Raw genomic sequence first — 24,513 nt, 5'->3', positions numbered from 1 at the left:
AAGCGGTACGGTCACTTCTGGTCATGGCACAACCTGCTCCCGGGGGTGCGGGGCCGCAAAGGGAATGGGGCCGGGCTGGTGACGGTCGTGGCCGGGGCGAGGGAGCCTCAGCGGGGGAGCACCCGTCCGGAGTGCTCGACAGGCGTTCGAGAGTCGCTGAAGGGGCTCGCGCTCCAGGTTTCCCGGCCGTCCGTTCCGAGCCGCGCGAGTTCCGCATCCACCATGATCTGGGCCAAGCGGTACACCGATGTCCGTGCGGTCCAGCCGAAGGCTTCGCGGGCCTTCCCGGCGTCTCCCACCAGGGTGTCCACCTCCGCCGGACGCAGATAGACATCGTCGTACCGCACATGCTCGCGCCAGTCGAGGCCGACGTGGGAGAAACAGTGGTCGGCGAACTCCCGCACGGTGGAGCCGATTCCCGTGGCCAGCACATAGTCGTCCGGCTGGTCGAGCTGCATCATGCGCCACATGCCTTCGACGTACTCCGGGGCGTACCCCCAGTCGCGGACGGCGTCGAGGTTGCCCAGGAAGACGTGCTTCTCGAAACCGGCCTTGATGCGCGCCGCCGCACGGGCGATCTTGCGGGTCACGAACGTCTCGCCACGCCGGGGCGATTCGTGGTTGAACAGGATGCCGTTGACGGTGAACATTCCGTACGCGTCCCGGTAGTTGCGCGTCATCCAGTAGCTGTAGATTTTGGCGGCGCCGTAGGGGCTGCGGGGGTGGAAGGCGGTCCGCTCGTTCTGCGGCGGCGGCGCGGCGCCGAACATCTCCGAGGACGACGCCTGGTAGTAGCGGATGTCCATCGTGGACATGCGGATGGCCTCGAGTAGCCGGGTGGTGCCCATCCCCGTGATGTCACCGGTGTTCTCCGGTTCATCGAAGCTCACCCGGACATGGGACTGTGCGGCCAAGTGGTAGACCTCGTCCGGCCGGATGTGCGCCAGTAGCGTCACCAGTCGGCTGGCATCGCTGACGTCGCCGTAGTGGAGGATCAGACGCCGACCCACATCGTGCGGGTCGCGGTAGATGTGGTCCAGCCGCCGGGTATTGAAGGTTGAGCTGCGGCGGACGATGCCATGGACTTCGTATCCCTTGTCCAGCAGCAGGTCGGCCAGGTAGGAACCGTCCTGTCCCGTAATCCCCGTGATCAGTGCCCGCCTCACGGGGATTCGCTCAGCACTAGCGTGTGGATTCCAGAGGTCATACTGATGAACCGTCCCTTCTCAGGGGTACGAAACCAGGGTTGAACATCTCGTGGACGTACACCCGCCCGGCGCTACCGCAGTTGATGATGTATTTCTTGCTCACACATTCGGGCGCGGCGCTGTCCAGCGGCCAGATGTCCCGTGACACGGCGATCGGTTCCCGTGTCAGTGTGAATCCCGCCGTTTTCAGGTAGGGACCCAGCGGTTGTTCGAGCGGTGGTATCAGTTTTTGGCTGTCCCGTCCGGCGATCACGACCCGGTTTACGCTGATGACGTCCTTGCCCGAGGTGAGGATGCTCGACTGGCGGTCGATCACCAGGGCGTCGGGGGAGGCTCCCAGGATGTGGCACCCGATGTGCCGGATGCGCGCGGCGGGAACCCGCCGCTGATGGTCGACCTGCACGCTGACCGGCTCGCCGATCAGGGCGTCGAGCAGCACAGTGGTCGATCCGTCCGCGCACACGAGCATCCTCGTTTGGGGTGGAGCCAAGGAGAATTGTTTCAGCCGATCTGTCATGTCATGACCGTCCCGGGCTGCGGCGGACCGGCGCATTCGGACTCCTGACGGGTGGTCTCATTTCTGGATGCTTGCTCGGGGCGAGTTCCGGAAGTGATGGGTCAATCAGCGTTCGATTGCACAACCTTGTGCAGTTGGACACCGGCAGAAGGGCCACCCGGATACCCGGTCTCACCGCTGTTCGAGCTTCCTGACGAACTCCTCCAGATGGGTCGTGCACACTCTCATGGCCCGTGCGGCGATTTCGGCGCAGTGCTCGGGGACACTGTTCGCCACTATCGTGTGGTTCGTACCGACCACCATGGTCAGGCGCAGCCACTGAACCAGCATGCGGCCCGCCTCGGTGTGCCGCACGGACGGGTCGCGGGCCAGAAGCGCCAGGTCGTGCAGCAGTCCCGGGTCAGGCACCTGGCCGTTACCCGGCGAGCCGGCCGTCAGCCGCCGTGCAACGGGTTCCCCGGAACCGTGCTGACGAATGGTGCGGCGCCGCACGTCCTGGGCGGTCGACGGCGAGATGTTCGCCGCTCGTGCGATCTGGCGCAACGAGGCGTGCGGGTTCTCTTTGAGGAATTCCTCGGCGATCCTCCGGTTCTCCTTGGGGTTCACCGGCCTCGCCCGTCCGTCCACCCCGATCCGGGACTGCATGGACCTGCATGGTGGAAGCTGCTGCCGAATCCTGGCGACCGTCTGTTGCGCCAGTCCGGTGAATTTTGACAGAGCCCGGTCCGACATCGCCGGAAAGGTCCTGATGATTCTCTCCGCGGCGGCCCTGCGGTCCTCGCGGGTGAGGGGAAGCCCGTGCTTCGTGTTCGACTGCACGGCGAACAGAAACGCTTCGCCTTCACTTCCGGAGAAGTAGCGGGCCCGGATGGTGGTGTCACCGCGCTCGGCCCTGGCCCGCAGACGATGCATGCCGTCGATCACGCGCATGGATCCCTTGTGCACGATGATCGGTTGGAGTTCGTCGTCCAGTTCTGCAATGGCTCGCACATGTTTCGTGTTCTCGCCGTCGAGGCGAGGCGAGTCCGCGGGCAGCAGGGAGTCGATGGGCAGCAGCACACATTGGTCACTGATGTACCGCTGGAGTGGAAGGAAGTGATCGGCTAGGTCCTCATGCGATGGGTCAGGAACGGTCGACATGATCCCCCAGAGGGTGGTGTGGTCTCATTCTCTGCTCGCACCATCCCGGCGCCGGTCGCAGAAAAGGCGATTCGTTTTCCCGCGCTTCTGCCCGACCCGTTCTCCGACACCAACCTTTGCGAGCTCGCACACGATGTGCAAGTGGTTGCCTGGTTGTCCGCACAGCAGGCAACCCGCAGGCCATGACTACCACTTCCCGGGTCCGCCTCACGGGCGGCGGAAATCGCCGTTCCTGTTCTACTCTCCTATGGGGGGGAGGCATGCGGTGGCGGCACCTGGCGGCTCCCCCTCATCGCCGCACCGTGCGATCCGAACCGCCGTCCGTTGCGCGACGGCCACGCCTTCGCGGTGGCCGAGCCCGTTCTTCCGTACCGGCCATCGAACAAGAAGGGACGAACCATGCCCCAAGTCCTCACTCGGACCACCGTCGGCGTCGTCGGCGCGGGGCCCGCGGGCCTCATGCTCTCGCACCTGCTGGCCCGCGCGGGGATCGACTCGGTGGTGGTCGACCACCGTACCCGGGCCGAGATCGAGGCCACGAACCGCGCGGGCATCCTGGAGGCCGACAGCGTGCGCCTGCTGACCGGCGCCGGGGTGTCCGATCGGGTACGCCGCGACGGTCATCCCCACGCCGGCATCGAGCTGCGCTTCGGCGGTGAGAGCCACCGCGTGGACTTCCAGGGACTGGTAGGGGAGAGCGTGTGCCTCTATCCCCAGACGGACGTGTTCGCCGACCTCGCGGACGCCCGCGAGCGGGACGGCGGGCGCGTTCACTTCGGCGTCTCGGGGACGCGGGTGGTGGACCTGGCCTCCACGAAGCCGGGGATCTTGTTCACCGATGCCGACGGTGTGGTGTGGGAGGTGCGCTGCGACATCCTGGTGGGTGCGGACGGGGCGCACGGCGTGTGCCGGTCCGCGGTGCCTGAGGCGGCGCGCAGGCACTTTTTCCGCACCTACCCGTTCGCCTGGTTCGGTGTGCTCGTCGAAGCGCCGCGCAGTGCGGCCGAACTCGTCTACACCCATTCCGAGCGGGGGTTCGCGCTCATCAGCCAGCGCACCGAGTCGTTGCAGCGCATGTACTTCCAGTGCGACCCGGACGAGGACGCGGCGGCCTGGTCCGACGACCGGATCTGGGCGGAGCTTCAGGCACGGGTGAGCGGCGCGGATGGATTCAGCCTTCATGAGGGGCCGGTGACCGACCGCTCCGTCCTGCGATTCCGCAGCTTCGTGTGCGAGCCGATGCGCTACGGCGCCATGCTGCTGGCCGGGGACGCTGCGCACACTGTTCCGCCCACGGGCGCCAAGGGTCTCAATCTTGCCCTGGCCGATGCTCGGGTGCTCGCCGAAGTGGTGGAAACCGCCCTCGGCAAGCGGGACTTCGGAGTCCTCGACGAGTACGGACCCAGAGCGCTGCGGCGCGTCTGGCGGGCCCAGCACTTCTCGTACTGGATGACGACGATGCTGCACCGCCTGCCCGGCTCCACGGACTTCGACGTGCGCCGCCAGCTCGGCGAATTGGCGGCGGTGGTCGGCTCCAGCGCGGGATCCGCCTATCTCGCTGAGGGCTACACCGGCTGGCCCGAGCCGCGGCGTCCGCTACAGGAACCCGTGTCATGGCCAGAGATTTACGGTCGGTGAAGCGGCTCCGTTCGAAGCCGGAATAAGTGCAGACTTGAATTAACGAGGATCCGATTTGTCTGGTTGTAGGCCATGGGTGATCGGAGGATCATTCCTAGGGCGCGCGATCTGACCTGGGTGGCCGCTGAGCCGGATGACCGACCGGCGAGACACAGCGAATCCGGGCCATTGCGCGGGTGTGAACACGCTGAGTCCTGGCGGTCTGCGTGCGCCCAGGAACGTGACCGGGGCGCCGCTCATGATGGACAGAGGGGAATCGTGTCGGACGTGACAGGTGCCACGGCGGGTACTGGTCGGCTATTGCAACGGCTCCGAAAGGAAGCCGGTCTGTCCTTGCTGAGACTGGCCGAACTGACGCATTACAACAAGGGCCACCTGTCCAAGGTCGAAAATGGCAGAAAGCCGATGAGCATACAACTGGCCCAGGTGTGCGATCAGGTCCTGGACACCCGGGGCGCACTGACCGAGCACGCGTGTGCCACGGCGGCCAGGAGCCGGGACGACAGATTGCCCCTGGCCCAACTCCCCGCCGCCCCGCGCCGCCTGCACGGCCGTACCCGCGCGATGGCGCGCCTGGAGCGGTTGCTGCTGGGGCGGTCCGGCGCCCCGGGCGGGGTGCCCGTGGTGTGCGTCGACGGCATGCCGGGGGCTGGCAAGACGGCCCTTGCCCTGCGGTGTGCCCACGCCGTTGCGCACCGGTTCCCTGATGGGACCCTGTTCGCCAATCTGTGCGGTGACGAACGCCCGTTGGAACCGGGGGACGTCCTGGGAAGTTTCCTGCGGGCACTGGGTGTCCACTCGGACCGTATACCCGACGACCAGCAGGAGCGGGCTGCGATGTACCGCTCCCTGTTGTCGGGTCGGTCGGTCCTAGTCGTGCTGGACAACGCCATGGCCTCGGCACAGGTCCGGCCGCTGTTACCCGGATCCGATGGCTGCGCGGTGGTGGTGACCAGCCGCCAGCAACTGAGCGGACTGCTGGTCTCGCCCGCGCAGGCGACGCGCCTTACGCTCAGCCCGCTGGCGACCCCGGACGCAGTGGACCTGCTCCGGTCCGTGATCGGCGATCAGCGGGCCGACGCGGAGCCCACGGCACTGGCCGGTGTGGCTATGCGGTGCGGCTCCGTGCCGCTTGCCCTGCGCATCGCGGCCGTGTGGTTGGCCGCTCACCCCCGCCTGAGCATCGCCGACTTCAATCGCTACCTCAAGGTGGACACCGGCCGCCTCGCCCTGCTGTGTGCCGGTGACGACGAAATGCAGGCCATTCAGGGGACGTTGCCGGAGCAGCGCGGGCGGGCCGAATCGAGGCGGTCCAGCTGTTCCGGCTGCCGGGACTGTGCCAGCGCCAATGGCGGTGGGCCCGAGCCTCTGGCGGAGGCGCGATGAAGTGCCACGGGGCGTGNCCTCTGGCGGAGGCGCGATGAAGTGCCACGGGGCGTGACCGTGCCCTTGCCGGAGACCTCACTCCGTGCAGGTCACGCCGCATGTTGATATTCATGCAGATGCCGCCGAGGCGATCGCGCCGACGTATGTCGAGGGGGCTAACGTGCCCGGGTCGTCGATCGGCGGGGGCAAGGGTGTAGCGGTCTGGCGTTGGCGATGCCCTGGTGTGGTCGGTGCCTGTTGTAGAACTGCTCGAACTCGCGCAGGGTGTGGAGGAGGTGTCGCTGGTTCCAGATCAACGTCTGGTCCAGGAGCTCGCGGGGACAGGTCTGTATCCACCTTTCCATGATCGAGTTCATCCTTGGCAGCTGGATGCCGCTGAGGACGACTTTGATCCCGGCGTCCTTGAGGACGGCATCGAAGAGGTCGGGGAAACTTCCCGTCGCTTGCGTTACCCCCCAGGTGGGTGCGCGGTCGTCCTGGGCGTTTGGGGCGGCAGGAGGCGGCATGGCGGTGTGCGACGAGGTTCCGGTGCCAACGCAGCACCGTGTCGGGGCGTACGAGCAGCCGTAACTGTCGCAGGACGTGCAGTGGCAGCCGGTGCAACAGCGCCGCCAGGTACGCTCGATCGCTGGGCGTGAACCGGATCTTGTCCTTGCCTAGTTGGCGTTCCAGCACGGTGATCTGGTGGCGCAGGGCCGCGTCCTTGTCCCGGTCGGTCATTGGCAGCAGGCGAAGCATCGCGAACGCGTTTACCACGCCGAGGTAAGCCAGTCGCAGCAGCACGGTCGATCATCTTGCCGCGGTGAGCACCAGCCTCGCGAGAGCGCCTGTTTCGGTGACCTCGCCGGTCGACCTCCGGCGCGCCGCGCACACCCCCTCCCACCAGGGCGGACGACATTTTCGGCACGCGCACGGCCCGGCCTGGTCCGGCACTCGCTGTAGTCCCACCTGCGTGTAACGAGACGCCGATGCCAGCGGAGCAACGTCCCTGGTGTGACAGGTAACCGAGCAATTCAGCTCCGTGGTTCCGTCGAGTGACCGTGTCATGCAACACAGTCTACTGACATTGTCAGGTGACAATGTCGTAGGTACGTTGATTGCAAGCGACAGCCGGTGCGGCATGGAAGGCAAACTCATGACCAAGACGTCCCCGCGTGGAATCGAGCCGATCCCTCAGCGTCCGGCCCTCCCGCTGGTCGGCCACGCGTTCAGCGTCCCCAGCGGTGCCGACGGCCTGCTCCATGTGATGAAAGAGGCCAAGGAGCTGGGGCCGCTCTTCAGGCTCCGGATCTTCGGCAACGACATCAACTTCATCTCCGGCCTGGACCTCGTCACCGAACTCGCCGACGAGACCCGCTTCCGCAAGAACGTCCACCCGGACCTCGTCGTCCTCCGGGCGATCGGCGGAGACGGGCTGTTCACGGCCTTCAACGACGAGCCGAACTGGCGGAAGGCGCACGACATCCTCATGCCGGCGTTCTCGCTCGGTGCGATGCGCGGGTACCACGCGACGATGCTCAAGGTCGCCCGGGAGCTGATAGGGAAGTGGGACCGGGCGGCAGGCACGGAGCCCGTGGACGTCGCCGCCGACATGACACGGCTCACCTTCGACACGATCGGCCTGTGCGGCTTCGGCTTCGACTTCGAGTCGTTCGGCCGCGAAGAGGCGCACCCCTTCGTCACCTCGCTGTCCCGGGCGCTCGGCTTCGCCCAGGAGAAGGGGGAGTCGATCCCCGGTACGGAGATCTTCAAGTGGCGGCAGGCCGAACAGTTCCGCGGCGACGTGACCCTGATGCAGGGCCTGGTCGACGACGTGATCCGGCAGCGCAGGGCTTCCGGCGACCAGAGCACCGACGACCTGCTCGGGCGGATGCTGCACACCCGCGACGCCGTGACGGGCGAACCGCTTGACGACGTGAACATCCGTCACCAGGCGATCACGTTCCTCATCGCCGGGCACGAGACCACCAGCGGGGCGCTGTCCTTCGCTCTGTACTACCTGACCAAGCACCCCGAGGTCCTGGCCCGTGCCCAGGCGGAGGTCGACGCGCTGTGGGGCGACACGGACGCGCCCGAACCGGACTACGCGGACATCGGGAAGCTGACGTACATCCGCCAGGTGCTCAACGAGGGCCTGCGGCTGTGGCCCACGGCGCCCGTCTACGCGGTGGAGCCGCTGGAGGACACGGTCATCGGCGGAAAGTACGCCGTGCGCAAGGGCGAGTCGCTGCTGGTGCTCATTCCGCAGCTGCACCGGGACCCGGCCTGGGGCGAGAACGTCGAGCTGTTCGACCCCGACCGGTTCCTGCCCGAGCGGGAGGACGCACGCCCCGTCCACTTGTTCAAGCCGTTCGGCAACGGCGAACGCGCCTGCATCGGCCGCCAGTTCGCGCTGCACGAGGCGACCCTGGTCCTCGCGCTGTTGATCCACCGCTACCGGCTGATCGACCACACCAACTACCAACTGAAGATCAAGCAGTCGCTCACCCTCAAGCCCGATGAGTTCACACTGGACCTGGCCCGGCGGACCGCCGCGGAGCGTCGCCGTCCCGCCGCCGTGAGCGGCGTACCCGCGGCCCTGGAGCGGCCCGCGGCCCGGCGCGTCACCGGCACCGCACTGACCCTCCTGCACGGCTCCAACCTGGGGACCTGCGCGGGCATCGCCCGGGATCTGGCCGAGGACGGCGGCGAACGCGGATTCACCGGGACCGTCACGCCCCTCAACGAAGCGGTGGGCAAGCTGACGCCCGACGCCGGACCCGTGGTGATCGTGGCCGCCTCCTACAACGGCAGGCCGACCGACGACGCGGGGGAGTTCGTCGCCTGGCTGGAGGGACTTGAGCCCGGCTCGCTCGACGGAGTCCAGTACGCCGTACTCGGCGTCGGAGACCGCAACTGGGCCGCCACCTACCAGCGCGTCCCCACCCTCATCGACGAGAAGCTCACCGCCGCGGGCGCCGTACGCCTTCTGGAGCGCGGTGCCGCCGACGCCTCCGGGGACTTCGGCGGCACCGTCGACCGGTGGACCGGTGACCTGTGGACCGCCCTCCTCGACCGGTACGGAGCCGAGGTGGAGGCGGCCGCGGTGGAGACGGAGACCGACCAGGACGCGGGGCTGTACGAGCTGCAGGACACGACCGACTCGGTCATCGGCGAGCTCGCGGCACGCCACGGCGTCCAGCCGATGGAGGTGCTCGACGCGTACGAACTGGTCGACATGGACCACCCGCTCGGCCGCTCCAAGCGCTTCGTGCGGCTGCGGCTGCCCGACGGCGTCACCTACCGGACCGGCGACCACCTGGCGGTACTCCCGCGCAATCCCGACGCCCTGGTCCAGCGGGTCGCCGACCGGTTCGGCCTGGACCTGGACCGCACCGTCCGGCTGCGCGCCCGCCGCCGGAGCCGGGGCGCGCTGCCCGTCGACCGCCCGCTGACCCTGCGCCGGCTGCTGACCGACTTCGTCGAACTGCAGGACGCGGCGACCCAGGAGCAGGTCGCGGTGCTCGCCGAGCACACGGCCTGCCCGCCGGAGAAGCGCCCCCTGGCCGAGCTGGCGGCGGCGGATGCAGAGGCCTTCCGTGAGCAGGTGACGGTCGCCGGGCGGAGCGTCCTGGACCTGCTGGAGCGCTACCACGCCTGCGAGTTGCCGTTCGAGCGCTTCCTCGAACTGCTCCCCGTGCTGCGCCCGCGTCACTACTCGATCTCCTCCTCCGCGCAGGCGTCTCCGGGCGAGGTGGACCTGATGATCTCGCTGCTGGCAGCACCCCACCGCGGGGGCGAAGGGACCTTCCAGGGCATCGCCTCGCACTACATCCAGACCGTTCGGGCCGGGGACACCGTCCAGGCCAGGGTGCTTCCGTGCAGCGAGTCGTTCCGGCTGCCCCAGGACCCGTCCGTCCCCGTCATCCTGATCAGCGCGGGCACCGGCCTGGCCCCCTTCCGCGGAGCCGTCCTCGACCGCAAGCACTCGGGAGCGACCGGGACGCTGCTGTGCTACTTCGGCTGCGACCACCCCGACGTCGACTACCTCCACCGCGAGGAATTCGCGGCGGCCGAGGCGGCCGGAGCCGTCAGCATGCGCCCCACCTTCGCCCGCGAGCCCGAGGCCGGCGCCCGCTTCGTCCAGGACCGCATCGCAAAGGAGAGCGACGAGGTCTGGGCCGCGCTGGAGGCCGGCGGACGCGTCTACATCTGCGGCGACGGTCGCCGCATGGCCCCCGCCGTGCGCGAGGCGTTCATGGCCGTCTACCGCAAGTACACGGGCGCGGACGACGAGGAGGCCACCACCTGGCTCGCCGCCCTGATCGAGTCCGGCATCTACGTCGAGGACGTCTGGGCCGGCTGAACACACCGGATCCCCGCCACGGGGCACGGGCGTCCGCAGCGCCCGTGCCCCGTCCCCCCGCTCCGAACGCCACCCGCTCTCCCTACACGTGAGGTTCCCATGCTTGTCGCACGCTCGGCGGTCCGCCGAGGATCCGCGCTCTTCCCCTACTCGTTGCACCGGAGCGTCCGGTGAACGCGCGCGGCGGCACCGTTCTCACCTTCGGTGTCGCGGTGGCGCTCATCGCCGGCGTGACGCTCGGCAACGGCGGCGCGAATGTGATGCCCGTCTTCGTCGACGACTTCGCCTCGCGCTTCGCCATGTCGAACTCCGGCGCCGGACTCGTCGCCGCGACCCAGCTGCTGGCGACCGCCGTCGTGACCCTGCTGCTGGCCAAGCGCGCCGCGCGGCCGGGCCGTGTGCGGCTGACCCGCCTCGGCCTCGCCTCCGCGGGAGTCGGCTTCCTGGCCGCGGCGGCAGCGCCCGACGCGGCCACCCTGATCCTGGCGAACCTGGTCCTGGGAGCAGGACTCGGTGCGGTCTACGCCGCGGCCACGGCGGCGCTCGCCGCCACCGACGACGCGGACAAGGCGTCCGCGGTCACCATCTCGGGGACGGTCGCGGTGACGGCGCTGCTGATCATGGCGGTGCCCGCAGCCAACCACAATGTGGGGGAGGGCACCGGGTTCGTACTCATGGCGTTGTGCTGCATGGCTGCCTGGCCTCTCGTGCTCCGGCTTCCGGACGGCCCTCCAGCCTCCGATGGCGCCTCCGACGGCGTGGAGGGCAAAGGCGTCGCGGCCCGCCCTTCGGTGATCCTGCTGGCCGGAACCGCGCTCTTGTGGGCAGTCACCCAGGGGGCATGGTCGTACGCATCGGTGCTGGGACGTCAGCACACCGCCATGTCGGACTCGGTCGTGTCGGCGGTCCTCGCGGTCTCGAGCGTCGTGGCACTCGTCGGCGCGGTCGTCGGCCCCGCAGCCGCACGCCGCTTCGGGCGCATGCGGTCGATGGCTGCGTTCGTCACAGCACAGGCCCTCGCGATGGCCGTCCTGATATCCACCCACGAAGCCGTGTTCTTCATCGCCGCAGCCGTGGTCTGGCAGGCCTGCCAACTGGCCGTCCTGGTACAGATGCTGGCTGCCGCCGCGCTCATCGACCCGACAGGACGCCTGGTCGCGTCCCTCAGTGGCGCGGGCGCGCTGGGCACCGGCGTCGGGCCACTGGCCGTCGGCGCCATCCTGGACGCAGCGGGAGCCGGCGTACTCAGCATCTTTCTGGCCCTCGGCACTTTCCTCGCCTCTCTGCCTCTGCTCAGTATGACGGTGGCAGGTGAAGGCGCCTCCGCCGAGCGGCACTCGGCTCCGTCGCCCGCTGCCGACGCGGGTTGAGAGGCGTGCTCGGCCAGGCAGCGCTCGTCGCCTGCGCACCAAGGACACCTACCTCGCCGCCCGCCAACGACGCCTGGTCGGATGCCGTGGCCGTCGGCGGGCGCTGGTCACCACCCGGCCCTTCGGGGGCCCTGCGATGCTGAACTCGCCTCCGATCCCGGATCCCCGCGCTGGTGTCCCGGTGCGGGTGGTGGCCCGCCAGCCTGGTCAGGCCGTAGGTACGGTCACGAGGTCCAGTCGGCCACCCGCCAGGGCCACGACGGCGGAGACCAGGGTTTGGAGGGCGGTGTGTTCGGCCGCGTCGTCGGGCAGTGACAGGTGCTGCAAGGTCAGTCCGTCGCCTCGACCTGGGCGACCAGGTCCTCGGTGAGCTGCTCCATGACGGCGCGGTAGAGCTCCTCCTTCGTGCCGAACGTGTAGTGCACGGTGGCCTGTGCGACGCCCAGCTCGGCAGCGATGGCGCGCGTGCTTCCGGCTGCGACGCCCTCCCTGGTCATGAGGTCGATGGCCGCTTTGACCAGTTGGGGGCGGCGTTCGGCCGCGGTGGGCGCGGGCGGCGACCGGCTGGCGCCGGTGCCGCGCCCGGTGCAGGCTTGCCCGTCCCGCAGTGTCCTCGCGGCGGCTTACGGCGCGTAACCGAACGGGGCCGTGGCGTCCCACACACTCTGCCGCGTCGTCTCGGGGTTCGCTGTCCGACGGCGGACCCCGTCTACTGTTGGTGCGACGAGCAATGCCCTGGTGACAAGGAATGCCCATGCCCCGCCACCCCTTTCCGGACAACCCTCCGGGCACCAGTCGCAGTACCTCGGCCACCATCCCGCCGAACATCCTCCGCTACCTCGCGCTCGTCGCGGATGGGTACGGCGTCGACCTCGACTCGGAGCTGAGCCGCGTCGGACTGGACGAGACGGTGATGCGCTCCGCCGGGCTGCGCGTCTCCTACCGGCAGGGCAGCGCCGTCATCCGCCGTGCTGTGGAGCTCACGGGTGACGCGCACCTGGGCCTGCGGGTGGGTGCGGCCCAGCACCTGACCGCTTGGGGGTTGCTCGGCTTCGCGCAGTTGGCCGCCGAGACCCTGCGGGACGCTGTCGAGACAGGTGTGCGCTTCCAGAACCTGTCCGGGGCCATGGTGGTCTGGTCGGCCGACGAGGAGGAGACCGGCTATGTGCTGCGCGCCGACTTGCCCGACCCCGCGCTCGATCCGACGGTCGCGGTCTTCCTCGCCGAGGAGGCGTTCGCCAGCGTCGTCACGCTGACACGCCTGAGTGCCGGCGTCGAATTCGCACCGCAGAGCGTCGAGTTCGCCTTCCCCGCGCCGCCCGACATGCATCCGTTCACCGAGCTGTTCCGCTGCGCGGTGAGGTTCGCCGCGGACGAGAACCGCATGGTGTTCCCGATGGTGTGGGCCCGGCGCCCGATGCCGGGCCGGGATCCCGTCACGTACGCCGCCACTGTTGAGGTGCTGGAGCAGGCGATGGCGTCGCGCCGCGACCAGCAGGACCTCCTGGAGGTGCTGGAGATCTCGATCGCGCAGAGCTTGCCCGACGTGCCCTCGGTCGTCGAGCAGGCCCGCCGTCACGCCTCCAGCGAGCGCACGCTGCGCCGTCGTCTGGCCGAGTGCGGTACGACGTACGAGGCCGTCGTCGACGGAGTGAGGCGCGAGCGGGTCGAACAGCTGCTGTACCGAAGCGAGGCGACGATGCGTGACATCGCCCGGCAGGCGGGTTTCTCCGACGTACGGGCGCTCCGACGGGCGGTGCGTCGCTGGCACGGCGTGGCGCCCCGCCAGCTGCGTGCGCGGGCGGGGCGCGTCGGCAGTTGAACGCCGTCAGCGTGTGCGGATCCAGACTGTCTTCTCCCTGGTCCACTGCTCGAAGGCGTTCGTCGACTTCTCCGCGCCGCCGAAGCCGGACCGCTTCCAGCCGCCGAAGGGGGTGGTGATGTCGCCCTCGCTGTAGGCGTTGACCGAGACCACGCCCGCCTGGATGCGGCGGGCCAGGTGGAAGGCCGCGTCGAGGTCACGGGTCCAGACGGAGGCGGCGAGACCGTACTCGGAGGCGTTCGCCAGCCCCACGGCCTCGTCCTCGGAGGTGAAGGTCTGGATGGTGACGACCGGGCCGAACAGCTCCTGCGTCAGGACCTTGCTGTTCTCGGGGGCTCCGGTGACGACGGTCGGCGGGCAGTAGGCGCCCTGCGGATGCAGGCCCCTGGGCAGCCCGCCCGTGTGGATCCCGGCACCGGCGGCTCGGGCCTCCTCCACCGCCGCCGCGACCCGGTCCCTGGCCACGCGGCTGATCAGCGGGCCGATCTGCGTCTCCGGCTTGGCCGGGTCCCCGATGACCAGCGCCTTCGCCGCCGCCGTGAACCGGGCGAGGACCTCGTCGGCGATGTCTTGGTGGACCAGGATCCGGGAGCCGGCCGTGCAGTTCTGGCCCATGGTCAGGAACGCGGCCTCGATCATGTTCTCGTCAGTTCGTCGCCGTACGAGAGCGCGTCCGGCATCAGCACCTGGGGACTCTTGCCCCCCATCTCCAGGGAGACCCGCTTGAAGTTGGTCTCCGCCGCATCGGCGAGGATGCCGCGTCCGGTGGTGGGTGATCCGGTGAACGACAGCGCGCGGACAAAGGCGTCGCGGGCGAGGGCCGCTCCGGTGACGGAACCGTGGCCGGGCAGCACCGTCAGCACGTGGTCCGGGAGGCCCGCCTCCGCCGCCAGGCCAGCGAGGTGAAGGGTGGAGCGCGGGGTCGCCTCGGCCGGCTTGAGCAGCAGGCTGTTGCCCACGGCGAGCGCCGGGCCGACCTTCCAGGCGGCCATGGCCAGGGGGTAGTTCCAGGGCAGGATCGCCGCGGCAACGCCGACGGGTTCGCGGCTGACCAGCCCCAGGCTGTCGTGTCCGGTGGAGGCGACGCGCCCGAAGACCTTGTCGGCCGCCTCGGCGAACCAGCGGATCGACTCGATCGCCCCGGGTACGTCGCCGGTACGGCACTCGGTGATCGGCTTGCCCGCGTCCTCGCTGTCCAGCCGGGCCAGGAGTTCGGCGTCGCGCTCCATGAGGTCAGCGAGGCGGAGCAGTACCGTCGCGCGCTCGCGCGGGGGCCGCCCGGACCAGACGCCGCTCTCGAAGACGACGTGTGCCCGCTCGGCCGCCCTTGCGACCTCGTGCGCGCCGACGGCGGTGACCGTCGTGATCAGCTCGCCTGACGCGGGGTTGACGATGTCGAGCTCGTCCTTCGGGTCCGTCCCCGTCATGATTCCTCCACCAGTTCCCACTGGCCGCCGACCTGATGGGCCAGTCCCCTGCGCCGCAGGTCCTCCAGATAGCGGGCCATGCCCCGCTCACCACGCTTCCGGAACAGCGGGAAGAGCCTGGGCAGCAGGTTCGGCGCCAGCATCGCGAACCGGACCAGTCGCGACTCGCCCGGTCGGACATACGCCTCCAGCCGGGGCCTGTCCAGCAGGCTGACGACGGCGCGGACGACGTCGGCCGGCTGCTGCGGCTGGTCCTGGAACTGCATGGAGTTTCCGCCGTCCACGGCCTCCTGTTGGAGCATCCGGGTGTCGGTCGCCGACGGCAGCACCGAACCGGCCTTGATCCCCTTGCCCCTGAGATCCAGCCCGATGGCGAGCATGGCACCGCGCAGTCCGAACTTCGACGCGGTGTAGATGGGGGTCTCGCCCAGCGGGAAGATCCCGCCGAGGGACACCGCGGTGATCACGCGCGGATCTCCGGAGGCTCGCAGCAGTGGAATGGCGAGGCGGGTGGCGACCAGCGGGGAGAGCAGATTGAGGTCGATCTCCCGCTCGATGCTCTCGACGCTGCGGACGTCGAAGCGTTCGGCGCTGGTCATTCCGACGTTGTTGACCAGGACGTCGATACGGCCGTGGGTCGCGGCGATGGAATCCAGCACCCGTTCCACTGCGGCGCGGTCCAGCAGGTCGCAGCTCAGGTAGATATGACCGGTTCCGGGGAGTTCGGAGGCGGTGCGCTCGGCGCGCACCTCGTCGATGTCGACCACGACGAGCCGGGCACCGCCGCCGGCGAACCTGCGGCACATCGCGCTTCCGATGCCGCCCGCGCCGCCGGTCACCACGATGACCTTGTCGCGGAAGTCGTACGTCACGACGCCACCGCCTCGCGCCGCACGGACGTCACCCGCGGCGGACGGCCCTCCGCACGCCAGCCCATTTCGGCGGCGACCTTGGCGAGGTACTTCACGATGGCCTCGCTGTGGACGTATCCGGTGTGGCGCGGCGAGTCGACGAACCTCAGCCCGCCGGTCAGGTCGGGCCGGTCGCTGCGGATCATGCGGGCGAACCGCTCGGCCGTCGGGAGCCCGCCCCGGGTGTCCTGGACGAAGGAGGCAATCAACTGGGCCTGGCTGTCGAAGAGTTTGTAGGCCCCGGAGTTCGTCTCCACGAAACCTACGCCGAACAGGCCCTCGTGTTCGCGGGAGAACGACGACAGGTAGAGGTCGGGGTGCTGTTCGTCGCCGAAGTACTTCTGGGCAGTGGGCACCTTGTGCACGTATCCGGTTGCCAGGAGGACCAGGTCGAATTCGTCGTTGCTGCCGTCGGTGAAGTGGACCGTCCTGCCCTCGGTACGGGAGATGCCGGGCCTGGCCGTGATGTCGCCGTGCTGGAGGTGGTGCAGCAGCATCGAGTTGATCGCGGGGTGGGTCTCGAACAGCTTGTGGTCGGGCTTCTGGAGGCCGAGCCTGCGCGGGTCACCGTTGATGATGCGCAGCAGGGTGCCGAAGAGCTTCTGCTGGAGCCACATCGGCAGGTGCGGTCCGCCCGCCGCGATGGCATCCACCGGGCGTCCGAACAGGTGCTTGGGGATGAACCAGTAGCCGCGCCGCATGCTGATCGCCGCGCGGTCGGCGGCACGGGCCGCGTCGCAGGCAATGTCGAGACCGGAGTTCCCGGCACCGACCACGAGCACCCGCTTGCCGCGCAGTTCGTCACTGCTTCGGTAGCTGACGGTGTGGCGCACCTCACCGGTGAACTCACCTGGCAGATCCGGGACGTTGGGGTTCCACTGCGAGCCAGTGCACACCACGACCTGCTGATGCATGCTCTCCCGCCCGTCGGTCCGGGTCACCGTCCAGGTGCCGTCCGCGTTCTTCTCGACGTCGCGGACCTCGGTGCCGAACTCGATCCGCTCCCTCAGCCCGTACGCCTCGGCGAACGACGTCAGGTAGGACAGGATCTGCCGGTGCGGCGGATAGTCCGCGAAGTGGTCCGGCATGGGGTAGCCGCCGAAGCCGGAGAGGGTCTTGCTGGAGATGAAGTGTGCAGACTCGTACATCGGGCTGCCGGGATTGTCGATGTCCCACAGCCCGCCCGGCCCGGTGTGCCGCTCGATGTGCGTGTACGGCAGGTCCCGCTCCGTCAGCGCCCTCGCGACGGCCAGACCGGCGGGGCCTGCTCCGATGACACAGGTGTCGTATGCGTCGTACCGGTTCTCGCTCACCAGCCCGCCTCCTTTCCTTTACCTGACGTCTCGCAGGTGGTTGCCGGAAACCTATGCACCAGGCGCTCGGCGGGAACTGACCCGTGCGGCCACGGAGGGGACCCCAGCGGCCAACGGGCGGCCGTCCCGGTCCAGCGGATCGACTTGATCGACCGACTTGCTCAAAAGACTGGGTCGGTATGATGTGCCTATGGCTCACGTTTCCGCGGCGGAGCGCCGCCCCCAGCTGATCAAAGCGGCCATCGACCTCATGACCAGGGAGGGCGTCGCCGCCGGAAGCACCCGTGCCATCGCCGCCGAGCTCGGCGTGGCACAGGCGACGGTGCACTACACCTTCGGCACCAAAGAAGACCTGTACCGGGCCGTCATGGAACAGCTCACCCAGGAGCTGATCGCCCAGGTCGAGCACGGGGCGCCCACGGACGCCGGTTTCGAGGAGACGGTCGTCGCCCTGGCCGCCGCACTGTGGCGCACCGTGCGTGAGCGGCCGACCAGCTATCAGCTGCTCACCGAGCTGTCCATGTTCGCGCTCCGCGCGCCCAGCCTTCAGGCGGCTCTCCAGAGCCACTACCGCGAGGTGACGGCCGTGACGACCAAGCTGATCACCGAGGCCGCTGAACGCGCCGACCATGAGCTCGTCCAGCCGGCCAAGACCATCGCCCGGTTCTTCCTCGCCGGGTTCGACGGACTCACCTTGCAGCACCTCTCGCTGCCCGACCAGGAGGCCGAGCAGGCCGGATTGCAAGCCCTGGTCTCGACGGTCGTGGCCATGGCGAGTGGCCGGCTGGACCTGGTGTCGATGCCGTGACCTGACGCCGACACGCCACCGGTGACGCCGAGACCGCCGCCGTGATCTCGATGGTCAGCCTCGACACCCGGATCGGCTCGTACGGCGCCGCCGAGTGTGGTGCACCCCGCGTCCGGGGGCACGCTCGGCTCTTGGCCTTCCGCCCGCACAGTCACCCACGCGCAACTCGGATGACGATATCTGCGCCGTAGACGTCCAGGTATTTCGATAGTTCGTCGAGGGCTTGCTCGACTGCTACGGGTCGACGCGGCACCCAGTTCAGCGTGGCCTGATGCGAGGCGTGCTACTCGCATCTCTCGTAATATTGGGGCCCGCGGGGGGGCGATCGCTCCGAAATCCGAGAGGGAAGCATCGCTTCTGGAGGAAGCGGACACTTTCGCATGCTCTCAATGTGAGCGAGGTAGGTCGTTTTCTGATGATTCTGGTAAGAGACTTGCCAACCCTTGCTCGCCAAGTCTCTCGAGCTGAGGTCGAATAGTGAAATCCCTCGTCGGAGGGGACTCCGGCGGGGGATTTCGCCCCGGCAATGACGCAGCCGTCATCCCGACCCCGCCGCAAAGCCCCCGCAGCCTCGGCCTACGAGCGCCGGACGACGCCCCGAAGGTCACCCTTCTGTCTGCTGCCCCGGTCAGGCGCCACCAGGTACTTGGGGGACAGCTCAACGAGTACCACAACCTGCCACCCCGGATGCCTCACCATCCACAGGAGACGCCCAGCTCAGCAGCATGATCGGAATATTGACACCCCTCAGGCCTCCCTCCCGTGTGACGAGGGATATCGAGTGGGCGGGTCCACGCGCCCTGCACGAAGCGGTACGATCGCGGCCTACTGATCATCCATGCGGCGGCCAAAGTGTTTTCGGCCGCTTGAGGACGCCCAACCGCCGTCGCCGGAGCAAGAGGAGTTACGGTGGTCGCGCGCAGTGGTCCGCAGTCCGAACCGGCCACGGAACTGGCCGGTCGCGATTGGGAACGGTCTCTGCTGGTCGAGCGTGCACGCGGTGCGTCGCTCGGCGCGGGCCAGGCAGTCCTGTTGCGCGGCCCGGCGGGCATCGGCAAGACCAAGCTCCTCTCCGTCGCCCTCGACGAGCTCAGTCCCGTCGCCCGGACGGTGTTGACCGTCAAATGCCCGGAGAGTGGTTCGGCCGCCTACGAAACGGTGCGCGGCCTGTTCGAGCCGTTGCGCCTCACCGAGGACGGAGCCGAAAGCTCGCCACTGCTCAGCGGAAGCGCCCGGCTCGCTCTGCCCGCCCTGCTTCCCGACCGCACGGACGAGACCGGTCCCACCGACACGTACTCGGTCATGCACGGCCTGCACTGGCTCACCGCCGGGCTCAGCGCCGACGGCTTGGTGGTGCTGGCGATCGACGACGTCCAGTGGTGCGACGAGGCGTCCCTGCGCTGGCTGGGTTTCCTGCTGCGCCGCGCGGAGGACCTGCCGCTCTTGGTGCTGATGACCCAGCGCACCGGCCACGAGCGGTCCCGGCCCGAGGTGCTCGACGAGATCAGCGACCCCCTCAGCTGCCTGGTCGTCGACCTGCCGCCGCTGACCACCGAGGCCGTCGGCGAAATGCTGCACCGAGCCTTCGACCGTGAACTCGACTCGGCGTTCTCCGCCAAATGCGCTGAGATCACCGGTGGTAATCCGTTCCTGGTACAGCGGGTGGTCAGCCGCCTGCGCGGTGACGAGCTCTCGCCCGGTGCCGAGCAGACGGCTCTGCTCGACGAGCTCGGATGGGATGTCGTCGCGCGCTCCCTGCTGGACCGGCTCCCCAGGGACGTGTACGCGGTCGCCACGGCCATCGCGGTGCTGGGCGGTGAGACCATCGAGACGATCGCGGCATTGGCCGGGACACAGCCGGGCCCGGCGGGAGCGGCGGTGGAGGTCCTGCGCGCCAACGATCTGCTGCTCGGCGACGGCCTCGACTACGCGCACGATCTGATCCGGAGCGCGGTGCTCGACACCACGTCGGCGGACGAGCGGGTGGCACTGCGCGAGCGGGCCGCCAGGCTGCTCAACGACTCCGGCCGCCCGGCCGAGGAGGTCGCGGTCCAGCTGATGCTGCTGCCCGGCGACCCGGCGCCCTGGATGGTCGGAGTGCTGCTGACGGCCGCGGAGAGCGCGGAGCACCGGGGAGCGCCCGCCGCGGCCGCGCATTACCTCTCGCAGGCGCTGAAGCACGACCCGGACGACGTGACCTTGCTGGCCGCGCTGGCCAGGGTGCTCGGGCAGAGCGAGCCCACCAGGGCGCTGGAGTATCTGGAGCACGCGCTGGGCCTGGTACACGATCCGCGCACCCGAGCACCGCTCGTGGTGCAGTACGCCCTGACCTCGTTGGAAGTGCAGAACTCCCTGCAGGCCTTCGAGTTGGTGGACGAGGTGATCGACGCGATCGACGCCGAGGACGGTGCGGAAAACACCCCGGCGGACCGCGCGCTGCGCACGCTCGTCGAGTTCGCGTATCTGATTTCCGGCCTCGACGAGAAATCCACCGTGCACAGAGTGGGGCGGCGATTTCGCGACTACGTACCACCGCAGGGGGACACCGCAGAGGAGCGACAGCTGCTGGGCATGCTGTCCTCGCTCGGCACCTTCCAGGGCAGGCCCGCCACCGAGGTCGCGGCCCAAGCGGAGAAAGTCCTGCGCATCGGCGATGTCGCACCGGGCGGATGGGCAGTGCTGGGCGCCAGCCTCTCGCTCTACCTCGCCGACCAGATCGATCCCGCGCTGGACGCGCTCACCGCCCTGATCGAGCACGCGCAGCGCACCGGTGAGGCGTGGACGCACACGCTCGGCAGGAGTACCCGTGCCGAGGTCTACCATTGGGCGGGCAACGTGAGTGAGGCGCTTTCCGACGCGCAACTGTCCTTCGACGTCGTGCTCCAGGAGTCCTGGGCCCCGAACGTGGCGATGCCACAGACCGCGCTCGCCTCGGCGCTGATCCGCCGGGGGGAGCCCGCGCGGGCGCTGGAGGTGCTCGACCTCATCACTCGGCCGCGGCTTGACCGATTCACTCTGGAATACCACTGGTACGTGATGGCGCGGGCGCGGGGCCGGGCGGCACTGGGTGACCTGGAAGGCGCCCTCACCTACTTCTACCGGTGCGCCGACAGCCTGGCCGAGGGGGACATCAGCAACCCCGTGCTGGCGCCGTGGTGGTTCGACGCGGCGGACGTGCTCGCCGAACTCGGCCGCCCCCACGAAGGACTGGATCTCATCGAACGGGTGGAGGAATCGGTGCACCGCTGGGGCACCACGCGGGCCCTGGGCATGTTGAGGATGGCCCGTGGGGTGCTGACCGCGGGCGACGCCGGCATCGACCTGCTCACCGACGCGGTCCACACGCTCGCGGATTCGCCCGGCAGGTGGGAGCAGGCCAGGGCCGAGTATCTGCTGGGCCGCAGGCTGTACCGCAGGGGCGACGGCGAGGGCGCGCGCGAGCGGCTGCGCCGGTCGATCGACCTGGCCGTGCTGTGCGGGGACCAGCTACAGCTCAACCAGTCGCTGCCCGCGCTGAGCGAGGCGGGCGGCAGGTTGCGCCGCAGCACCGCCTCGCCCGCCGACACACTGAGCGGCAGCGAGCGCCGAGTCGCCGAGCAGGCCATCGCGGGGGCGACCAACCGGGAGATCGCCGAGTCGCTGTTCCTCACTCAACGGACCGTTGAGTTCCACCTCACGAGTGTGTACCGCAAGCTCGGCATCCGGGGCAGGCAGGACCTCGCCCGCGTCCTGCGGAAGACGTAAGGGCCATTCTGATAACGGTTTGCATTATGAGGCGCCCCTCGTTTCGGGGTCCTTGTGTGGAATGAGTCCCCATCCATGCGCGTAGATATTGTCATAACCTCAAGGAAAGCTCAGCGTTACTCGCACGATGCTGCACGGTCACCAACGCAGTTGTAATCTCCGGTGTATTGACTTCATTAAGGAACGCTGGTGCGAGTGATGCGAGAGGCGTACATGCGGAATTATCACGCACGGTTCAACGTCGCAGCACTCTCCGCTCCTGTCCATGCCGCGGTGACACAACCCGGGCACGAGTCATGATGAGGCCCGCGCCTTCTCTCGCCGGGGACGAATTCGTAGGCCGCCAAGATGCCCTGACCGTGCTGGAGGAGCTGATCGGGACGCTCGAGGCCGGCGGGTCGGGCATGGCGTGCGTGACCGGTCCGCTCGGGGTGGGACGCAGCGCGGTGCTGCACCGGGCGGTGGGCCGGGCACGCGCTCTCGGGTCTGCCGTCGGCTTCGCGCGCTGCTCGCCGGTCGAGTCGCGGGTCCCCTACGCCGCGGTGACCCAGCTGTTCGCCGGGCTCCGCCCACCGTCACGGATGGTCGAACTGGCCACCGTCTGTATGGGTAACGGCGACTTCGCCGCCTCGGTGCCGCTGCTGTGCGACGAGTTCCTGGCGCTCGCCGCCGACCGTCCGCTGCTGCTCGCCGTGGACGACGTGCAATGGGCCGACACATGGTCGCTGCGCTGGTTCGCGGCGATGGCCCGCCGCGCACACCACGTCCCGGTCCTGCTGATCGGCTCCACCTACGGTCCGCTCTCCCGTCTTCTCGGCGAGGACTACCGCCTGGCCGACGCGGGTTTCGCCGCGATGCGGGAGATCCCGCTGGCCTCCTTGTCCGCGGCCAACTCCCGGCAGATGCTGGAGACGCTGACGGGGCGTGAGATCGGCGCGAAAGTGGCCGCCGTCGCGGCCGAAATGACGAGCGGCCGCCCGGCCATGCTGCGCGGCGTCGCGGACTACTTCACCGCCCGGAACCTGCCGCTGGACGCCGAGCGGATTCCGCAGCTGATCGAGGCATCCTGGACCGCGTGGTCCGTACGGGCCAACCGCGCCATGGTGAGCATGCCCGCCGACGCGCTCGCCCTGCTGCGGGTACTGGCCGCCGTCGGCAGCAACTTCGAATTCGAGATCGCCGGATCCCTGGCCGGACTGCGTGCCGCCAGACTGGACGGCGCGCTCGACACCCTCCTCGGCACGGGGCTGGTGATCGACCCCGACGCACCCCGGGTGCCCTGTGCTCGTCTCGCCGCCGAGATACGTGCGGCAATGACCGCCCCCGAGCGCGAAAACCTCTACCTGCGAGCGGCGGAGTTGGCCCGGAAAGTCGGGGCCGGGGCCGACACGGTCGCCGATCTCCTGGGCAACGCGCCGACTTCCGGCCTGCCCTGGGCCGGGAAGACCCTGGCCGAAGCGTCCGTGTACCGCATGCGGCGGGGCAGAACGGACGCTGCGGCCGCGGCGCTGCGCCGCGCACTGCGGGAGCCGATGAACGACGCCGACCGGGCGCACCTGCTCACACGGCTCGCCTCGATCGAGGTCGTGCACTCGCCACAGGCCAGTGACGGACGGCTCCGGCACGTTCTCGTACGCTACGCGACCAGCGACGCGTGGCCCTCCGTGGTCCGGGCAGCCGACTTGCTGCTCAGCCGCGGTGACGTCGAGACGGCACGGCGGGTGATCTCGGAACTGCACGAAACGTCGGCCGGTTCGGTGTCCCAGGACGAACTGTCCCCGCTGAGCGCGCTGGGCTGGCTCGCGGGGGAGGAAGCCGGCACGGACCCGGAGATCCCGGTCGCCCCGCTGCCCGCTCCGGCCCGTCGCCCGGCCGACCCGGCCCAGGCCGGGGCGCTCGCCTGGCAGCTGGCCAGGTTGGCAGAGGAACGCGACCGGGCGCGGAAACTGGGCCTGGCCGCGCTCGGCGCGTCGAGCGAAGTGCCGTCGATGTGCCGGATCGCGGCCTCCTGCGCGCTGCTGTGCGCCGACGACGTCGCCATGGGCATGGACGGTCTGGACGCCGTGGTGGCCGACGCACGCAGACGGGGCGCCCGGGCGACCGCCGCGCGGGCGCTGCTCCACCGGGCGGGCGCTGCGCTGCGCCTCCACCGCCCCGACGAGGGACTTCGGGACCTGGCCACCGCGACGCGGGAACTACCGCTGGAATCCTGGCATCCGGCGCTGGCAGCGAGGCATGTGGCGAACGAGATCATGGCCCAGATCCGCTGCGGGAGGCTGGACCGGGCGCGGCGACTGGCGGCCCGCCCGCTCCCTCGCACCGCCGACCAGGGCATCGGCTGGGCTTTCTTGCTCTATGCCAAGGCGGAGCTCGGCCTGGTCACCGGCGAACCCGAAGGCGCCCTGGTGCTCTTGGAAGAGTGCGGCCGGCTGTTGTGCGCGCGGCGTTGGAAGAATCCCATGGTTCTGCCCTGGCGCTGCACGGCCGCAGTGGCCCACCAGATGCTCGACGCTCCGCAGACCGCGGCCCGGCTGCGCGCGGAGGAGCATGCCGTACTGGACCGCTGGGGCACCGGCGACGCCGTCGGCCGGATGTGCGGCCAGACAGTGGAGATGCTGGCCGAGCTCGGCGTCGAACTCCCACGCCCCCCGGTCCCGGAACAGGTGAACGTACCGGCATCCTCACTCGCCGGGCTGTCCCAGCCCGAGCGTGATGTCGCGCGGCTCGTCGTCGGGGGGCTTGCCAACCGCGAGATCGCCGACGAACTCCAGGTCGCCACGCGGACCGTGGAGCTGCGGCTGACCAAGATCTACCGCAAGCTCGGGGCCAAGGGCAGAGCCGAACTGGTGGCCCACCTGGCCCCCACGGGCCGGAGCGGCTGAGT

General features: G+C 69.3%; 13 protein-coding genes and 3 pseudogenes. 8 read left to right on the top strand and 8 right to left on the bottom strand.

All coding sequences use genetic code 11. The features are described 5' to 3' along the window. Positions 1–107: 107 nt before the first annotated feature. The 3 genes from gmd to EEJ42_RS07680 form a co-directional block, all read right to left on the bottom strand. A complete protein-coding gene (gene gmd / locus EEJ42_RS07690; RefSeq protein ID WP_221179338.1) occupies positions 108–1,172 on the bottom strand; it encodes a GDP-mannose 4,6-dehydratase in 1,065 nt (354 codons plus the stop codon). Positions 1,173–1,203: 31 nt separating this feature from the next. Next, on the bottom strand, positions 1,204–1,647 hold the full coding sequence (locus EEJ42_RS07685; protein ID WP_148081884.1) for a hypothetical protein: 444 nt from the start codon (positions 1,645–1,647) through the stop codon (positions 1,204–1,206). A gap of 249 nt (positions 1,648–1,896) precedes the next feature. Then, positions 1,897–2,784, bottom strand: a complete 888-nt coding sequence (locus tag EEJ42_RS07680) for a ParB/RepB/Spo0J family partition protein (RefSeq protein WP_184502989.1) — start codon at positions 2,782–2,784, stop codon at positions 1,897–1,899. Between the two features lie 480 nt (positions 2,785–3,264). Here EEJ42_RS07680 and EEJ42_RS07675 point away from each other — a divergent pair, with 480 nt between their 5' ends. Both EEJ42_RS07675 and EEJ42_RS07670 read left to right on the top strand, forming a co-directional pair. Continuing rightward, positions 3,265–4,503: a 4-hydroxybenzoate 3-monooxygenase gene (locus EEJ42_RS07675; RefSeq protein WP_123099217.1), complete on the top strand. Its 1,239-nt coding sequence runs from the start codon at positions 3,265–3,267 to the stop codon at positions 4,501–4,503. A 72-nt stretch (positions 4,504–4,575) separates the two neighbouring features. Continuing rightward, entirely contained in the window at positions 4,576–5,889 is a 1,314-nt protein-coding gene (locus EEJ42_RS07670) for a helix-turn-helix domain-containing protein (protein ID WP_123099216.1), read from the top strand. An 89-nt stretch (positions 5,890–5,978) separates the two neighbouring features. Here EEJ42_RS07670 and EEJ42_RS07665 read toward each other — a convergent pair. Further along, positions 5,979–6,672, bottom strand: a pseudogene (locus tag EEJ42_RS07665) (integrase core domain-containing protein). A gap of 352 nt (positions 6,673–7,024) precedes the next feature. On the opposite strand from EEJ42_RS07665, the gene EEJ42_RS07655 reads away from it, so the two are divergent. Further along, positions 7,025–10,234, top strand: coding sequence for a bifunctional cytochrome P450/NADPH--P450 reductase (locus EEJ42_RS07655; RefSeq protein WP_123099214.1), 3,210 nt, complete (start codon positions 7,025–7,027; stop codon positions 10,232–10,234). 170 nt (positions 10,235–10,404) lie between these two features. Further along, positions 10,405–11,604, top strand: a complete 1,200-nt coding sequence (locus tag EEJ42_RS07650) for an MFS transporter (protein ID WP_123099213.1) — start codon at positions 10,405–10,407, stop codon at positions 11,602–11,604. Between the two features lie 341 nt (positions 11,605–11,945). Here the strand turns inward: EEJ42_RS07650 and EEJ42_RS54555 are convergent. Further along, a pseudogene (locus EEJ42_RS54555) lies at positions 11,946–12,101 on the bottom strand (TetR/AcrR family transcriptional regulator); the annotation flags it as partial. 257 nt (positions 12,102–12,358) lie between these two features. On the opposite strand from EEJ42_RS54555, the gene EEJ42_RS07630 reads away from it, so the two are divergent. After that, on the top strand, positions 12,359–13,426 hold the full coding sequence (locus EEJ42_RS07630; RefSeq protein WP_184502987.1) for an AraC family transcriptional regulator: 1,068 nt from the start codon (positions 12,359–12,361) through the stop codon (positions 13,424–13,426). 6 nt (positions 13,427–13,432) lie between these two features. Here the strand turns inward: EEJ42_RS07630 and EEJ42_RS07625 are convergent. The 3 genes and pseudogenes from EEJ42_RS07625 to EEJ42_RS07615 all read right to left on the bottom strand — a co-directional run bounded on the left by EEJ42_RS07625 (position 13,433) and on the right by EEJ42_RS07615 (position 17,080). Then, positions 13,433–14,853 (bottom strand): annotated as a pseudogene (locus EEJ42_RS07625) (aldehyde dehydrogenase family protein). After that, a complete protein-coding gene (locus tag EEJ42_RS07620) occupies positions 14,850–15,725 on the bottom strand; it encodes an SDR family NAD(P)-dependent oxidoreductase (RefSeq protein WP_123099211.1) in 876 nt (291 codons plus the stop codon). Before EEJ42_RS07620 ends, EEJ42_RS07625 begins: the two are co-directional and overlap by 4 nt. Further along, positions 15,722–17,080, bottom strand: a complete 1,359-nt coding sequence (locus EEJ42_RS07615; RefSeq protein ID WP_425472856.1) for a flavin-containing monooxygenase — start codon at positions 17,078–17,080, stop codon at positions 15,722–15,724. Before EEJ42_RS07615 ends, EEJ42_RS07620 begins: the two co-directional genes overlap by 4 nt. Before the next feature lie 187 nt (positions 17,081–17,267). Between EEJ42_RS07615 and EEJ42_RS07610 the strand changes: the two genes are divergently transcribed. The 3 genes from EEJ42_RS07610 to EEJ42_RS07595 all read left to right on the top strand — a co-directional run bounded on the left by EEJ42_RS07610 (position 17,268) and on the right by EEJ42_RS07595 (position 24,511). Continuing rightward, positions 17,268–17,885 (top strand): TetR/AcrR family transcriptional regulator, encoded by a 618-nt coding sequence (locus EEJ42_RS07610; RefSeq protein ID WP_123099209.1) that lies wholly within the window; start codon positions 17,268–17,270, stop codon positions 17,883–17,885. A 909-nt stretch (positions 17,886–18,794) separates the two neighbouring features. Further along, the gene (locus tag EEJ42_RS07600) at positions 18,795–21,629 is read left to right on the top strand and encodes an ATP-binding protein (RefSeq protein ID WP_123099207.1); all 2,835 of its coding nucleotides are present in this window, start codon (positions 18,795–18,797) and stop codon (positions 21,627–21,629) included. Between the two features lie 296 nt (positions 21,630–21,925). Continuing rightward, complete coding sequence (locus tag EEJ42_RS07595; RefSeq protein ID WP_123099206.1) at positions 21,926–24,511, top strand: helix-turn-helix transcriptional regulator; 2,586 nt, start codon at positions 21,926–21,928, stop codon at positions 24,509–24,511. The last annotated feature ends 2 nt before the right edge of the window (positions 24,512–24,513 follow it).

The organism is Streptomyces botrytidirepellens, assembly GCF_003721215.1.
GTDB classification, from domain to species: domain Bacteria; phylum Actinomycetota; class Actinomycetes; order Streptomycetales; family Streptomycetaceae; genus Streptomyces; species Streptomyces himastatinicus.
This window is presented reverse-complemented; position numbering and strand designations above follow the sequence as displayed.